The 15,724-nt window shown below is 61.4% G+C and carries 9 protein-coding genes; 3 read left to right on the top strand and 6 right to left on the bottom strand.

What is annotated here, in order from left to right; all coding sequences use genetic code 11:
• Window positions 1-248: transposase (locus NFT33_RS11175; RefSeq protein WP_251675214.1), on the bottom strand; the 248-nt coding region annotated here is incomplete at its 3' end.
• 93 nt (window positions 249-341) lie between these two features.
• Here NFT33_RS11175 and NFT33_RS11170 point away from each other — a divergent pair.
• The gene (locus NFT33_RS11170) at window positions 342-644 is read left to right on the top strand and encodes a hypothetical protein (RefSeq protein WP_251675338.1); all 303 of its coding nucleotides are present in this window, start codon (window positions 342-344) and stop codon (window positions 642-644) included.
• A gap of 29 nt (window positions 645-673) precedes the next feature.
• Here the strand turns inward: NFT33_RS11170 and NFT33_RS11165 are convergent, their stop codons facing one another.
• Both NFT33_RS11165 and NFT33_RS11160 read right to left on the bottom strand, forming a co-directional pair.
• Entirely contained in the window at window positions 674-1,372 is a 699-nt protein-coding gene (locus NFT33_RS11165) for a ComEA family DNA-binding protein (RefSeq protein WP_251675336.1), read from the bottom strand.
• Window positions 1,373-1,685: 313 nt separating this feature from the next.
• Window positions 1,686-1,979, bottom strand: coding sequence for a hypothetical protein (locus NFT33_RS11160; protein WP_251675342.1), 294 nt, complete (start codon window positions 1,977-1,979; stop codon window positions 1,686-1,688).
• A gap of 92 nt (window positions 1,980-2,071) precedes the next feature.
• Between NFT33_RS11160 and NFT33_RS11155 the strand changes: the two genes are divergently transcribed.
• On the top strand, window positions 2,072-6,637 hold the full coding sequence (locus tag NFT33_RS11155; RefSeq protein WP_251675334.1) for an NACHT domain-containing protein: 4,566 nt from the start codon (window positions 2,072-2,074) through the stop codon (window positions 6,635-6,637).
• 92 nt (window positions 6,638-6,729) lie between these two features.
• Here the strand turns inward: NFT33_RS11155 and lpdA are convergent, their stop codons facing one another.
• The 3 genes from lpdA to aceE are packed head-to-tail and all read right to left on the bottom strand — an operon-like array spanning window position 6,730 to window position 12,982.
• Window positions 6,730-8,553 (bottom strand): dihydrolipoyl dehydrogenase, encoded by a 1,824-nt coding sequence (gene lpdA / locus NFT33_RS11150; RefSeq protein WP_251675331.1) that lies wholly within the window; start codon window positions 8,551-8,553, stop codon window positions 6,730-6,732.
• 16 nt (window positions 8,554-8,569) lie between these two features.
• Window positions 8,570-10,264 (bottom strand): dihydrolipoyllysine-residue acetyltransferase, encoded by a 1,695-nt coding sequence (gene aceF / locus NFT33_RS11145; RefSeq protein ID WP_251675329.1) that lies wholly within the window; start codon window positions 10,262-10,264, stop codon window positions 8,570-8,572.
• A gap of 27 nt (window positions 10,265-10,291) precedes the next feature.
• On the bottom strand, window positions 10,292-12,982 hold the full coding sequence (gene aceE / locus NFT33_RS11140) for a pyruvate dehydrogenase (acetyl-transferring), homodimeric type (RefSeq protein WP_251675326.1): 2,691 nt from the start codon (window positions 12,980-12,982) through the stop codon (window positions 10,292-10,294).
• 182 nt (window positions 12,983-13,164) lie between these two features.
• On the opposite strand from aceE, the gene NFT33_RS11135 reads away from it, so the two are divergent.
• Window positions 13,165-15,723: a PAS domain S-box protein gene (locus NFT33_RS11135; RefSeq protein ID WP_376744151.1), complete on the top strand. Its 2,559-nt coding sequence runs from the start codon at window positions 13,165-13,167 to the stop codon at window positions 15,721-15,723.
• Window position 15,724 lies beyond the last annotated feature (1 nt).

Raw genomic sequence — 15,724 nt, 5'->3', positions numbered from 1 at the left:
CACGCCGACTTCGCCGTCTCGTCCAGCGAGGCTGTCGCAATCACCGCCTGCAGCCTGGCTGCCGCCGTCCACACCCGGCGCGCGGGCTCGCCGCCACCGCTCGCCGATTCCAGCGCCTGGGCCCGCCACCGCTCCAGCGTCGCGGCGCTCACGCCCACCTCCGCGGACACCCGCTCCACCGGTGCACTCTCCGGCGGCAGCAGTCTTGCCACCACCCGGTCCTTGTATTCCTTGCCGTATCGCGCCACGTCTTCTCCTCGTCTTCGCCCCCTCTTCGGGTTCTATCGACGCGGCAACTATTCTGACGTGGGGGGACGTTCTCGCCCTTGCAGCCGAAACCGTTGAGCACGAACCTGCTGGCGATGACGCTGCCGGCCGGAATGTCGGGGCTGGACAGCGTGAAGGCGCCGGCGGACGCGCCAAGGCCGAGCGAAGGCAGCGTCGGCATCGAGCCCGCGCAGCCCGCCAAGGCCAGCACGAACACGGACAGCGCGGACACGGCCGCAGGGCGGCGCAAGCGATCGGACATCATCGTCATCAAGGGTTCCTCCTCGTCGGTGCGGATGCGGGCGACCGTGTGTCGGTCGCGGTCATCGCCCATTCTGGACGAGCAATGCGCGGCGGCACAATGCCGCTCACCCTGACGGCAGACGGCGCAGACCGCCCCCGCCGCTCACAGCCGCACCAGCGTGCGGATCTTCTCCAGCAGCTTCGGGCCCATGCCCTTGACCGCCAGCAGGTCCGCCGTCGAGGCGAACGGGCGCGCCGCGACGATGGCCTCGGCCAGCTTCTTCGAGACGCCCTTGATCGCGGCGATCTCGGCACGGCTGGCCTCGTTGAGCGAGAGACGCCGGTCGACCGGCGGCTCCGCGGCGGCGAAGTTCACCGTGATCACGTTGTCCGCCTGCGCCTGCACGGCGGCCGCGGCCTTGCGCTCGACCACATAGGGCTGCGCGAACTGCACCTGGTCGCGCGTCACGAAGCCCTGGCCTTCCCATTCCCGCAGCATCAGCGTCAGGGTCCAGGTGCCGGCGCCCGGCGCGGTGAACGGCAGGTCATGGTGATTGTTCACCAGCAGGTGCTGGCCCTGCACGCGGCCGATCTGCACGCCCGCCAGCGCCACCCCGTCGAAATCACCGCCGAAATAGGGTCGATCCAGCGCCCACAATTCCAGCGACAGGCTGCCGCTGAGATTGTCGGCATGGCGATGATTGGAAATCTCGGAGGCGCTGATAATCACGCGATCGCCATGGATCGAATATCCATTGATACCCGACAGGGTCAGCGACGAACTGTTTTGCGGAGCAATATTCAGCAGAGCGGTGGAAGGCATGTTCATGGTCGGTGTTGCGGCACCCGGGCCGCTGGACACGAGCGGCGCCGCGCTGTGCGCCCTCTCGAAGGCGGGCGGATTGTGACACCAGTGTTCGCCCGGCTGTGTGAAAGCGGCATGAACAGCGCCGGCCCACCCACCCTCGGACATCGCGGTGGCGGCCCCATCGGCATTTGCATGGCCTGAAAATGCACGGATCAGGTGCAGCGCAGGATAAATGCACCAACTTGGTCCATCGAATCACTAACATCCTGTCGCAAAAAAGCCCGACCGGCTGACGCTGATCAGGCTTTTCTTTGTAGGTGCAGGGAGCCTGTCGTGGTCACCCGCCCTAACGGGGTGACACGGGCGCTTAAGCGCCGACTTCGCCAACTTGTCGTCGCCCGGCAAGGTGTGCGATGAATTCCGCCGCAACATGCGCCTCATGCACCTTGTGCGCCGGCATCGACTGGCCGACGATGTCGCCGATGGCGAAGATGTGCAGTACGTTGGTGTACATCTGGATCTCAGCATTGATGAAACCGCGGTCGATCACCGGCAAACCAAACCAAACCAAACCAAACCAAACCAAACCAAGCCAAGCCAAGCCAAGCCAAGCCAAGCCAAGCCAAGCCAAGCCAAGCCAAGCCAAGCCAAGCCAAGCCAAGCCAAGCCAAGCTTGATTGTTACAACAATCAATAAACTTGGCGATTAAAGCGACATATCAATCACTGACAAAGCTGAACGAAGGGGAATCACATGAGCAAAGCGGGCATTCAATCTAATCGGGGTGATGGCTATCAGACGTTGATAGCCTTCGACTGGGCGCTTACCGTTCTGGACGATCCCGCCTATGAATGGATTGAGGTCGATGTGGCAACACTGTCGGTAGATGACGTAGTCATTGGCAAATCCGATGGGTCTATGATTTGCTGCCAGTGCAAAAAGAATCAAAAATTACACACAGCATGGTCAGTTGCCGATTTGGCCGATGAACTCCAGAAAGCCGCCAAACTGCTAACAAGCAATCCACAAACATCTGTATGCTTTTATTCCCGCAGCCCATTTGGGGAATTGGCATCTTTGCGTGAATTCAGCACCAATTATGCGGACGAATCTAGCTATCAAGCAAACCTTGGCAAAGAAACTGGCACAACAAACTCACAGCTTAAGGATCAACTTGCCAAGCAATTGCCAACAATTTCGACCTACGATTTTTTACGCCGCACCACGTTTCGAGTCAGTGACGATCTGGATAGCATGGAAAGATTGCTACGAGAACGCCTACGGCGTATGGCAAGCAACCCAGATGCCGCATTCGACGCTCTTTGGACACGCCTAGATTTTCTCGGCATGCGAGCAGACAACTCCAATGGTCAAAACGCAGCCATTCAACACCGACTAACGAAATCCGATCTTAAATCTATAATTTATGCTGCCGGGTCAATGCTGGCATTGCCGATGGATTTAAAGGATGTTCGTTCCTCATTTGAAGGAACCTCATCGATTGGCAGAGCATGGCGCAGAGACATTGCCGGCGAATTTATTTCAATTCCACTGGTTTCTGAAATACTAAGCACCATTGACGCAAAGCCTTCGTCCATTCTGCTCACAGGCCATCCTGGCTCTGGGAAAACCTGTGTGATGCTGGCCCTACAAGAAGCACTTGAACAGCAAGCAAAATTCAATTCAGATCGAATTTCAATATTTATTCAATCCCGAGAATTTGCAGATCTTGATACGGTGCAAGACCGCCAAGCACAAGGGCTTCCACAAGACTGGGTAGAGCGTACAGCACGCTTGGCAGAAGCCACTCATGTGGTGGTGGTCATTGACTCGCTTGATGTGCTCTCCATCGCCCGCGAGCACAGGGTGCTGGACTACTTTCTGGCACAAATGGATCGCCTGCTAAAGCTAGCCAACGTCACGATTATCACTGCCTGCCGAGATTTCGACCGTCATTATGATCGACGAATTGCCGAGCGGAAGTGGAGCCACGAATTCAAATGCCAGCCATTAGACTGGATTAACGACATTTACCCCTTGCTTGTTAGACATGGCATTGAAACGGCGGGCATGGATGACGTCACACGCCAACTGATTAAAAATCCGCGTGAGTTGGCTTTGTATGTTGAGCTTGCCAGCCAAAGCGGCAGCTTCAATGTTGTGACCAACCAAGCCCTAGCCCAAAAATACCTGGACACTATTGTTCTAGCCAATACCCAACTTGGCAACATAGCCATGCAGGCTATTGAAGCGATTGCCGCAGAAATGCTGAGGTTACGCAGCCTATCGGTATCGCCTCAGCGGCTGGCGGTGTCCGATGAGATGCGGCAGGCACTACTTAGCCACAACGTTCTCCAACAAACCAAAGAAGGAAGGTTCACCTTCGGGCATCAAACCTTGCTGGATGTTCTGGTTACCAGTGATGCACTCCGACAAGGCAAGACATTGCAGGAATTTATTCAGAGCTTGCCGCCCGTTCCTTTTGTGCGTCCTAGCATCCGCAGCTTTGTTGCTCAATTGGCATTGGATGATCGCCGAAAATATCGACGTCAACTCAGAGCAGCACTCACCAGCAATGCCGCCTTTCATATTCGACGATTGATTGCAAAATCTTTTGCCGAACAGAATCCTCAAGATGAGGATTGGCCCTTGGTCAGGCATCTTCGTGAAAATCATCCAGAAATATTTCAGACCATCTACATTGAAGCCACCTCACTTGAGTGGCATCACTTCTGGATGAGAAATCTCGTTCCGATGCTGAAAGCCGCCACAGATACTGACGCCCTTATCAGACACGCTCACCGAGTAGCTCAATGGAAAAATGAAGATCCTACTGGCGTATTGAATTTTTGGCTCGATCTTTGCACTCTTCAATGGATTAATATTGACCAAATCGGTCATCAAATTGCACTGCATATATCTCAGATTGAGTGCAGTCATGCCACCCTCCTTGCTCCGCTGATCGAAGTACTGGTCGATCAACCCCGACAAGAGCATGACTTCCTGGGTAACGCCATTGCACGTTGCCTTATTGCGGGAGGATGCAACGATCAGATGCTGTGGAAGTTCATCGCTGGATCAATTACTGACGACGATGTTCTGGCATACAACTTCAACAATAAATTGCACTGCCAACCTCACGAGTTCAGAGAAGATAATCAAAATTTTCTTTCTCACCGGATGCAGTATTCGATTGATTTATTGAACTTGGCGATTGAATCGATAGAAAAGTGGAGCACCACCAAGATTAACCAACAAGGCGAATGGGCAGCAGGTAGATTAGGCTTTTTAAGCCATTCTTCTTATAACGACATGCACAGTCAACATGACATCAGGCATGTCGGTGCCGAGCACATGCTTTTCAATGCCGTTGAAGCGGCAGTCATCAGCCATGCAACAGCGAACTCCGCATGGTGGCAGGAAAATCGCGCCCGTTTATCATTCAGCCACGAAGGTCTTCTGCGATATTTTGCGATCTCCGCATGTTCAGCAAGCCCAATCAAAAATCTCGATTTGATTGGCAGCATAATATTGTACAGCAAAAATATTGAACGCGAATTCACTTATGAGATTGGCACCCTCATCAAAAATTCCTTCGTATTTCTTGATGCGAGCATTCAAGATAAAATAACAAATTCAATATTGTCTATGCACAGCGATGAAATCGATACCCAGAATAGATCATGGCTAATTTTGAAAAAATCCAGGCTTATCTCGGCCATTCCATGTCATTTGCGGTCAAAGGTTTCGCAGGATTTTCTTGACCCCCAGAGATCACACATTCATCCATTCATTCATCAACCGGAAATACTGTCTAGAGGGGGAACAGTTGTTGCTCCATTTTCCTTTGATATTTTTATTAACTCGACAAATCAAGCAATCCTCAATCTTCTAGCACACTACTCGACACCCGACTCGCCGCATAGATTTGATTTCTTGATTGGCGGACAGAGGGAAGTTGGATGGCAACTCAAAGAAGCTGCATCAAGAGCACCTAACCGATTTATTAATTTCATGGAAAATCATTGGTCAAACATACCAAGCGACTTTTGTGAAAACATTATTGATGGCGCATCGACATATCTGTCTTATAAATATGGCAACCTGCAAACCAATGGTCAATGGAATCCAATTGAAACCCCAGATGCTCAGCTACTTTCTTCCAGAATTCTTGACGAGTTGGAACGCCATCCGCATCACTGGCATCACAACCGTACCGCCTCAAATGCCCTACAAGCCTGCGCACATGTGATTGCAGATACACAGCAAGCCGAGAGACTCGTTTTTTTGACCGCAGGCTTTATAAATCTGCGCGAGCAAGATCCCATCAAAGGCGACTCGGTTGATCTTCTGACAGTTGGTATCAACATGATGCGCGGTCGTGCTGTCGAAACATTGATGATCGTTCTTGGATGCAGCAAAGAACATGGTTTCAAATTACCCGAACTCACATTGCCGCTGCTTTACCAATTTGCATGCGATGAGCACCCTGCCATCAGAGCATTGATTTTGCGACGTCTGCCTTATTTACAAAGCCACTCACCAGACATCGGCTGGCGCTTATTTGATTTGGTGATGCATGATCCACAGGGATTATGGAAATTTGCAGAACCTTGCTTTTATTATACGTATTACAATCGATTTGACATTATCAAGCCTTGGCTTGATCGCCTTTATTCAACTAGGCCAGACCAAGGCCTAGCAACATGGGGCCGAATATCGTCGCTCGCTTCTTTGGATGGGAAGTTAAAACTCCAAGATTTACTGAAACAATTGCAGGCGCTAGATGCAGTTGATGCATGGCGTGGAGCCGCCGCCGTATGGACACACCCTGAAAATATCAAAACTCATCGGCAGCAATGCATCAGCGGCTTGGAAGCTGGCCTGAGTACCGGTAATCGCCATGCATTAGCTGTAGCACAGAAAATTGAAAATTTATTCCACAGTGACTCGAATGTCACCATTCCAACCACTATTATTCAGGATTGCCTCGCAGCCTTCGAAATAGATATAAAAAATCAGCATCATCGTCTTTTCGGATTTAATGCATGGCTGAACAAAGTAGCGCAGCACAATCCAAACCAAGCACTCGAAATCACAGAAATTTATCTATCATATGTTCAGCGAACCAAACCTTACCTACACGGCCACGACAACCAGCTGCCGCAGCTCCTACAAAGACTTTTCAGCGAAGCGGAAGAAAGTGAAGAAGAAGATCAAGGCGCCATGTTGAAACGGGTTGTCGCAGTGCAAGACATGCTGCTCAGTCTGGGGGTGACTGGCGTAGAGGAATGGCTAAAGGCAAGCGAGCGCCCATGAAAAAAGCCCGACCGGCTGACGCTGATCGGGCTTTTCTTCGCAGGCGTTGATGTGCTGCGTGGGTACCCGCTTTCGCGGGTATGACGGGAAGGTTACTTCTTGCTCGGCGGCAGGTCGGTGCAGGAGCCGTGCGCGACCTCGGCGGCCATCCCGATCGACTCACCCAGCGTCGGGTGCGGGTGGATCGTCTTGCCGATGTCCACCGCGTCGGCGCCCATCTCGATGGCCAGCGCGATCTCGCCGATCATGTCGCCGGCGTGCGTGCCGACGATGCCGCCGCCGAGGATCTTGCCGTGGCCGTGGGCCTCGGGGGAATCGTCGAACAGCAGCTTCGTGAAGCCCTCGTCGCGGCCGTTGGCGATCGCCCGGCCCGACGCGGTCCACGGGAACAGGCCCTTCTTGACCTTGATGCCCTGCGCCTTGGCCTGGTCCTCGGTCAGACCCACCCACGCCACTTCCGGATCGGTGTAGGCCACCGACGGGATGACGCGGGCGTTGAAGGCCGACTTCGCCAGCTTGTCGTCGCCCAGCAGCGTGCCGGCGATGACTTCCGCCGCGACGTGCGCCTCATGCACCGCCTTGTGCGCCAGCATCGGCTGGCCGACGATGTCGCCGATGGCGAAGATGTGCGGCACGTTGGTGCGCATCTGGATGTCGACGTTGATGAAGCCGCGATCGGTCACCGCCACGCCGGCCTTGTCGGCGGCGATCTTCTTGCCGTTGGGCGTGCGGCCCACCGCCTGCAGCACCAGGTCGTAGACGCCTTCCGACTTCGTGCCGTCCAGGCCCTCGAACTGCACCTTGATGCCTTCGGGGGTCGCTTCGGCGCCGACCGTCTTCGTCTTCAACATGATGTTGTCGAAGCGCTTGGCGTTCATCTTCTGCCAGACCTTGACCAGGTCGCGGTCGGCGCCCTGCATCAGGCCGTCCATCATCTCGACCACATCCAGGCGGGCGCCCAGCGTGCTGTAGACGGTGCCCATTTCCAGGCCGATGATGCCGCCGCCGACGATGAGCATCTTCTTCGGCACCGACTTCAGCGCCAGCGCACCGGTCGAGTCGACGATGCGCTCGTCATTGGGGAAGAACGGCAGGCGCACCGCCTGCGAACCGGCCGCGATGATGACCGACTTGAACTTCACCACCTTGGTGGTGCCGGTGCGCTCGGTGCCGGTGCCGCCGGTTTCCTCGACCTGCACATGGTACGGGTCCAGGAACTGGCCGACGCCGCGCACGGTCGTGACCTTGCGCATCTTGGCCATCGCCGCCAGGCCGCCGGTCAGCTTGCCGATGACCTTGTCCTTGTGGCCGCGCAGCTTGTCGATGTTCAGGCTCGGCGCGCCGAACTCGACGCCCAGGTCGCCCAGGTGCGAGACCTCGTCCATCACCGCCGCGACATGCAGCAGCGCCTTCGACGGGATGCAGCCGACGTTCAGGCAGACGCCGCCGAGCGTCGCGTAGCGCTCGACGATGACCGTCTTCAGGCCGAGATCGGCGGCGCGGAAGGCGGCCGAGTAGCCGCCGGGACCCGCGCCCAGCACCAGCACGTCGCACTCGACGTCGGCCGGGCCGCTGTAGCTGCCGGCCGGACCGGCCGGTGCGGCCACCGGAGCCGGTGCCGCGACCGGGGCGGCGGCCGCCGGTGCGGGAGCCGGCGCCGGAGCGGCCGCAGCCGCCTCGGCACTCTCCAGCACCAGGATCACGTTGCCCTGGTTCATCTTGTCGCCCAGCGCGACCTTCAGCTCCTTGACCACGCCGGCGTGGCTCGACGGAATCTCCATCGAGGCCTTGTCGGATTCGACCGTGATCAGGCTCTGTTCCATCTTCACCGTGTCGCCGGCCTTGACCAGCAGCTCGATGATCGCCACGTCCTTGAAGTCGCCGATGTCCGGGACCTTCACTTCGATCAGTGCCATGTCGTGTTCTCCCCGATCACAGCACGATGCGGCGGAAGTCCGCCAGCAGCGATGCGAAGTAGACGTTGAAGCGGGCGGCGGCCGCGCCGTCGATGACGCGGTGGTCCCACGACAGCGACAGCGGCAGCATCAGGCGCGGCTGGAACTGCTTGCCGTCCCACTTCGGCTCGATCTGGCTCTTGCAGACGCCCATGATCGCGACTTCCGGCGCGTTGATGATCGGCGTGAAATACCGGCCACCGATGCCGCCCAGCGACGAGATCGTGAAGCAGGCGCCGCTCATGTCGGCCGGACCCAGCTTGCCGTCGCGGGCCTTCTTGGCCAGCTCGCCCATTTCCTGGCTGATCTGGAAGATGCCCTTCTTGTCGCAGTCCTTGATGACCGGGACCACCAGGCCGTTGGGCGTGTCCGCCGCGAAGCCGATGTGGAAGTAGTTCTTCAGCACCAGCTGGTCGCCGTCCAGCGACGAGTTGAACTCGGGGAACTTCTTCAGTGCCGCGACCGCCGCCTTGATCATGAAGGCCAGCATCGTGACCTTGACGCCGGACTTCTCGTTTTCCTTGTTCGTCTGAACGCGGAAGGCTTCCAGCTCGGTGATGTCCGCGTCGTCGTGGTTGGTGACGTGCGGGATGACGACCCAGTTGCGGTGCAGGTTGGCACCCGAGATCTTCTTGATGCGCGACAGATCCTTGCGCTCGACCGGGCCGAACTTGGCGAAGTCCACCTTGGGCCAGGCGAGCAGGCCGGGGAAGGCACCGCCAGCCGCTGCGGCCGGAGCCGGTGCGGGCGCTGCAGCCTTCTGGGCCGCCGTCTGCACCGCGCCGGACATCACGCCCTTCACGAAGCCCTGGATGTCGGCCTCGGTGATGCGGCCCTTCGGACCGGTTCCCTTGACCTCGGCCAGCGGCACGCCCAGCTCGCGGGCGAACTTGCGCATCGACGGCGACGCGTGCGGCAGGTTCAGCGCCGGAGCGGTCGGGTCATGCGCCGGCACCGCTGCCGCCGGAGCGGCGACCACCGGAGCCGCAGCGGCCGGGGCCGGGGCCGGTGCAGCAGCGGGCGCCGCCACCGGAGCGGCAGCCGGTGCAGCCGCGGCAGGCGCCGGAGCGGCCACGGCACCGGCCGCGCCTTCCAGCACCGCCACCAGCGAGCCCTTGCTGACCTTGTCGCCCAGCTTGACCTTCAGCTCTTTGATCACGCCGGCATGGCTGGACGGGATCTCCATCGAGGCCTTGTCGGACTCGACGGTGATCAGGCTCTGCTCGGCCTTCACGGTGTCGCCGACCTTGACCAGCAGCTCGATGACCGCGACCGCGTCGAAGTCGCCGATGTCGGGCACGAACACCTCGACCGGGCCGGCGGCAGCAACAGCAGCAGCGACCGGGGCCGCGGCCACCGGGGCCGGAGCCGGTGCAGCCACCGGCGCCAGGGCCGGCGCGGCAGCGGCCGGAGCCGGCGCGGCGGCGGCCGCACCGGCCACCTCCAGCATCAGCACCAGCGAGCCTTCGCTGACCTTGTCGCCCAGCGCGACCTTCATTTCCTTGATCACGCCGGCGTGCGAGCTGGGAATCTCCATCGAGGCCTTGTCGGACTCGACGGTGATCAGGCTCTGCTCGGCCTTGATGGTGTCACCCGCCTTGACGAGGACCTCGATGATCGTCACTTCCTTGAAGTCCCCGATGTCGGGAACCTTCACTTCGATCAGTGCCATGGTGTCTGTCTCCGTGTTCCGTGCCGATCAGGCGTACAGCGGGTTGATCTTGTCGGCCTTGATGCCGTAGCGGGCAATCGCCTCGGCCACCTTGGCCAGCGGCAGCGTGCCCTCGTCGGCCAGCGCACGCAGCGCGGCGACGACGATGTAGTGGCGGTTGACCTCGAAGTGCTCGCGCAGCTTGGAGCGGAAGTCCGAGCGGCCGAAGCCGTCGGTGCCCAGCACCTTGTAGCTGCGGCCCTTCGGGACGAAGGGGCGGATCTGCTCGGCGTAGCTCTTCATGTAGTCGGTCGAGGCGACCACCGGGCCGGCGTGGCCCTCGAGCTGCTGGGCGACGAACGGCACGCGGGCGGCTTCCAGCGGATGCAGCAGGTTCCAGCGCTCGCAGTCCTGGCCGTCGCGGGCCAGCTCGTTGAAGCTCGGGCAGCTCCAGATGTTGGCCGAGACGCCCCAGTCCTGCTCCAGCAGCGCCTTGGCGGCGATCGACTCGCGCAGGATCGTGCCCGAGCCCAGCAGGTTGACGCGCGGCACGCCCGCGCCGCCTTCCTGCAGCAGGTACATGCCCTTGAGGATCTGCTCTTCGGTGCCCTGGCTCAGGCCCGGCATCGCGTAGTTCTCGTTGAGCAGCGTCAGGTAGAAGAACACGTTCTCCTGGTTCTCGACCATGCGCTTGAGGCCGTGGTGCAGGATCACGCCCACTTCATGCGCGAAGGTCGGGTCGTAGCTGACGCAGTTCGGGATGGTGCCGGCCAGGATGTGGCTGTGGCCGTCCTCGTGCTGCAGGCCTTCGCCGTTCAGCGTGGTCCGGCCGGACGTGCCGCCCAGCAGGAAGCCGCGCGCCTGCATGTCGCCCGCCGCCCAGGCCAGGTCGCCGATGCGCTGGAAGCCGAACATCGAGTAGTAGACGTAGAACGGGATCATGATCCGGTTCGACGTGCTGTAGGAGGTGGCGGCTGCGATCCAGCTCGACATGCCGCCGGCCTCGTTGATGCCTTCCTGCAGGATCTGGCCGGCCTTGTCCTCGCGGTAGTACATGACCTGGTCCTTGTCGACCGGCGTGTACTGCTGACCCAGCGGGTTGTAGATGCCGACCTGGCGGAACAGGCCTTCCATGCCGAAGGTGCGGGCCTCGTCGACCAGGATGGGCACGACGCGCGGACCGACGTCCTTGTCGCGCAGCAGCTGGGTCAGGAAGCGCACATAGGCCTGGGTGGTCGAGATCTCGCGGCCTTCCGCGGTGGGCTCGAGCACCGCCTTGAAGGTCTCCAGCGGCGGGATGACGAACTGCTCGTCGGCCTTGGTGCGGCGGTGCGGCAGGTAGCCGCCCAGCGCCTTGCGGCGCTCGTGCAGGTAGCGCATTTCCGGCGTGTCGTCGGCCGGCTTGTAGAACGGGATCTTCGGCAGCTCGCTGTCGGGCACCGGGATGTTGAAGCGGTCGCGGAAGGCGCGGATGTCGTCGTCCGTCAGCTTCTTGGTCTGGTGGACGGTGTTCTTGCCTTCGCCGACCTTGCCCATGCCGAAGCCCTTGACGGTCTTGATCAGCAGCAGCGTCGGCTGGCCCTTGTGCTTGACCGCGCGGTCATAGGCCGCGTAGACCTTCTGCGGGTCATGGCCGCCGCGCTTCAGGGCCCAGATCTCGTCGTCGCTCATGTGGGCGACCATCTCGAGCGTGCGCGGGTCCTTGCCGAAGAAGTGCTTGCGCACATAGGCGCCGTCGTTGGCCTTGAAGGACTGGTAGTCGCCGTCGACCGTGTCCATCATCAGCTTGCGCAGTGCACCGTCCTTGTCCTTGGCCAGCAGCTTGTCCCACTCGCTGCCCCACAGCAGCTTGATGACGTTCCAGCCGGCGCCGCGGAACTCGCCCTCGAGCTCCTGGACGATCTTGCCGTTGCCGCGCACCGGGCCGTCCAGGCGCTGCAGGTTGCAGTTGATGACGAAGATCAGGTTGTCCAGGCCTTCGCGCGCGGCCAGGCCGATCGCGCCCAGCGATTCCGGCTCGTCCATCTCGCCGTCGCCGCAGAACACCCAGACCTTGCGGTTGCTGGTGTCGGCGATGCCGCGGGCGTGCAGGTACTTCAGGAAGCGGGCCTGGTAGATCGCCATCAGGGGGCCCAGGCCCATCGAGACGGTCGGGAACTGCCAGAAGCCGGGCATCAGCTTCGGGTGCGGGTAGCTCGAGAGGCCCTTGCCTTCGACTTCCTGGCGGAAGTGCAGCAGCTGCTCCTCGGTCAGACGGCCTTCCAGATAGGCGCGCGCGTAGACGCCGGGCGACACATGGCCCTGGAAGTAGATGCAGTCGCCGCCGTGGTTCTCGCTCTCGGCGTGCCAGAAGTGGTTGAAGCCGGCGCCGAACATGTGCGCCAGCGACGCGAACGAGCCGATGTGGCCGCCGAGGTCGCCGCCGTCTTCCGGGTTGTGGCGGTTGGCCTTGACGACCATCGCCATCGCGTTCCAGCGCATGTAGGCGCGCAGGCGCTCCTCGATCTCGATGTTGCCCGGGCAGCGGGCTTCCTGGTCGACCGGGATGGTGTTGACGTAGGCGGTGTTGGCCGAGAACGGCATGTCCAGACCGCTCTGGCGCGCATGGCCGAGCAGCTCGTCGAGGAGCTGGTGGGCGCGTTCGCCGCCTTCGGCCTGGATGACCGCGCTCAGCGCGTCCAGCCACTCGCGGGTTTCCTGGGTATCCGGATCCTGGGGATTCTGGGGCAGTGCAGACATGGTGTCTCCTCGTGCTGCATCGTCGGAAAAGACCCGTCGCGGCCGCGCTCGCTGGCGTCGGGCTCCGGGCAGGCGCACCCCTCCTCGGGGCATGGGGACGGAGTCTCGCACATCGGGCGCACAATTTCAAATGATGCTTTACACATTCACATTGTGAAATTAACTGAAACCATAATGTCGCCATGAGTTCTCGCCCTCCCGAATCCGCTCCGCCCGTGGCCCCGAGCACGCGTCCGGGCCTGCGCCTGCTGCGCCGGCTGGCGGCCCGCTGGCGCCGGCTGTCGCCCTCGCGCCAGGACCGGCTCGCCACGCTGGCGCCGCTGCTGTCGGTGATGCTGTTCCTGGCGGCGATCATCACGGCCTTCTGGTACCTGCGGAACGAGGAGATCGAGCGCGAGCTGGAGTCGGTCAAGCGCGATGCCGAGCTGGTGCAGCAGCAGATCCGCCTGCGCCTGATCGAGAACCAGGAGCAGCTGGTGCGCATGGCACGCGAGGTGGTGACCCGTGCGGTCGACCGCGACGAGCTGCTGGCGCAGGCCGAGCGCATCGAGCGCGAGCGGCCTGAGATCGTCAGCCTGACCTGGCTGGGCGTGCAGCGCCAGGTGATCGCGCGCCATGTCTCGCCGGATCTGGTGGCGGCGATGCCGCGCCTGGGCATGCCCGGCGGCGACCCCGGCGATCCGGTCTCGGCCGAGCTGCGCCAGCGCGTCACCCTGGAAACCTTCCGCGACAGCCGCGAGCTGCGGCTGCCGGTCTACTCGCCGCCCTTCCGTCATGCCAACCGGCTGCTGGTCTTCCAGGTGCAGGTGCCGCTGATCGACCACGGCAACTTCGCCGGCACGCTGGTGGCCGAATACTCGGTCGAGGCGCTGCTGCGCCACTTCGTGCCGCCGGAGGTCTCGCAGCGCCATGTGATCTCGATGCTGGACGGCGACGATCAGGTCATGGCCAGCACCGCCGGCGCCGCCGCGCTCGAACGCGGCCGGCACAAGGACACCCTGCTCACCTGGAGCGTGCCGTTCGCGCCGGTCCACCACGGGGTGACGCTGCGCGGCGAGGGCTTTCGCACCTCGGCCGGCCTGATCGGCAACACGCTGTTCTGGATGGTGCTGGCGCTGTCGGCGCTGACGCTGTGGATGCTGATGGGCACCTGGCGCCACATGCGCCGGCGGCTGCAGATCCAGGGCGCGCTGGTGCAGGAGACCAACTTCCGCCGCGCGATGGAGAACTCGATGCTGACCGGCATGCGGGCGATGGATCTCGACGGCCGCATCACCTATGTCAACCCGGCCTTCTGCGCGATGACCGGCTTCTCCGAAGCCGACCTGATCGGCCGCATGCCGCCCTACCCGCACTGGCCGCCCGAGCGCATGGAGGAGAACCACCGCCTGCTGCAGCAGGAGCTGGCCGGCCGCAGCCCGGCCGGCGGCATCGAGGTCAAGGTGCAGCGCCGGGACGGCACCCGCTTCGACGCGCGCATGTATGTCTCGCCGCTGATCGACTCGCGTGGCCAGCAGACCGGCTGGATGACCTCGATGACCAACATCACCGAGGCCAAGCGCATCCGCGACCAGCTCACCGCCTCGCACGAGCGCTTCACCACCGTGCTGGAGGGGCTGGACGCGGCGGTGTCGGTGATGTCGGCGCAGACCGGCGAGCTGCTGTTCGCCAACCGCACCTACCGGCTGTGGTTCGGCGGCGAGGCGCGCTGGCATGCGCAGCTGGCCGGACGCCCGGCCAGCGGGGGCGACGAGCAGGACGACGCGGTCGATGCGATGGCCGGCGTGCCCACCGCCGAGCTGGACGAGGCCGGCGCCGAGGCCCGCGAGGTCCATGTCGAGGCGATGCAGAAATGGTTTGACGTGCGCGCGCGCTATCTGCAGTGGACCGACGGCCGCCTGGCGCAGATGCTGATCGCCACCGACGTGACCGCGCGCCGGCAGATGGAGGAGGAGACCGCCCGCCAGATCGAGCGCGCCCAGGAGACCAGCCGGCTGGTGACGATGGGCGAGATGGCGTCCTCGGTCGCGCACGAGCTCAACCAGCCGCTGGCGGCGATCACCAACTACTGCAACGGCATGCTCTCGCGGCTGCGCGCCGGCAACCTGCGCGAGGAGGATCTGGCGATGGCGCTGGAAAAGACCTCGAAGCAGGCGCAGCGCGCCGGCCAGATCATTCACCGCATCCGCCAGTTCGTGAAGCGCAGCGAGCCGCAGCGCCAGCCCGCGCGCGCCGCCGAGATCGTCGAGGACGCGCTGGAGCTGGCCACCATCGAACTGAAGCGGCGCAACGTCGCGATCCAGCGCTATGTCGCGCAGCGCCTGCCGGTGCTGCAGGTCGACCCGATCCTGATCGAGCAGGTGCTGCTGAACCTGCTGAAGAACGCCGCCGAGGCGATCGACAACGCGCAGATGCCGCCGAAGCGGCGCACCATCGAGCTGCGCGTCGTGCCGCGCCACACCGCCGAGCTCGGTGGCGTGATCGAGTTCAGCGTCACCGACGCCGGCCCCGGCATCCGCGAGGAAGTCATCGGCCGCCTCTACGAGGCCTTCTTCTCGACCAAGTCCGACGGCATGGGCATCGGGCTGTCGCTGTGCCGCTCGATCATCGAGTCGCACCAGGGCCGGATGAAAGCCGAGAACCTCTACAATGGGGACAGCATCTGCGGATGCCGTTTCTCCTTCATGTTGCCCGTCGCCGCTGCGGGCGACAGCACGTCAAAGACACCTGAGGTCCACTGAA

It is taken from the genome of Sphaerotilus sp. FB-3, assembly GCF_023706025.1.
GTDB lineage: Bacteria > Pseudomonadota > Gammaproteobacteria > Burkholderiales > Burkholderiaceae_C > Sphaerotilus > Sphaerotilus sulfidivorans.
Note: the sequence above shows the minus strand (reverse complement) of the source record. Positions and strands in the feature narration are given on the sequence as shown.

Coding starts and splice junctions, on each gene's coding strand:
- aceF (WP_251675329.1), bottom strand. CDS start 10,264: ATGGCACTGATCGAAGTGAAGGTTCCCGACATCGGGGACTTCAAGGAA.
- aceE (WP_251675326.1), bottom strand. CDS start 12,982: ATGTCTGCACTGCCCCAGAATCCCCAGGATCCGGATACCCAGGAAACC.
- lpdA (WP_251675331.1), bottom strand. CDS start 8,553: ATGGCACTGATCGAAGTGAAGGTCCCGGACATCGGCGACTTCAAGGAC.
- NFT33_RS11135 (WP_376744151.1), top strand. CDS start 13,165: ATGAGTTCTCGCCCTCCCGAATCCGCTCCGCCCGTGGCCCCGAGCACG.
- NFT33_RS11155 (WP_251675334.1), top strand. CDS start 2,072: ATGAGCAAAGCGGGCATTCAATCTAATCGGGGTGATGGCTATCAGACG.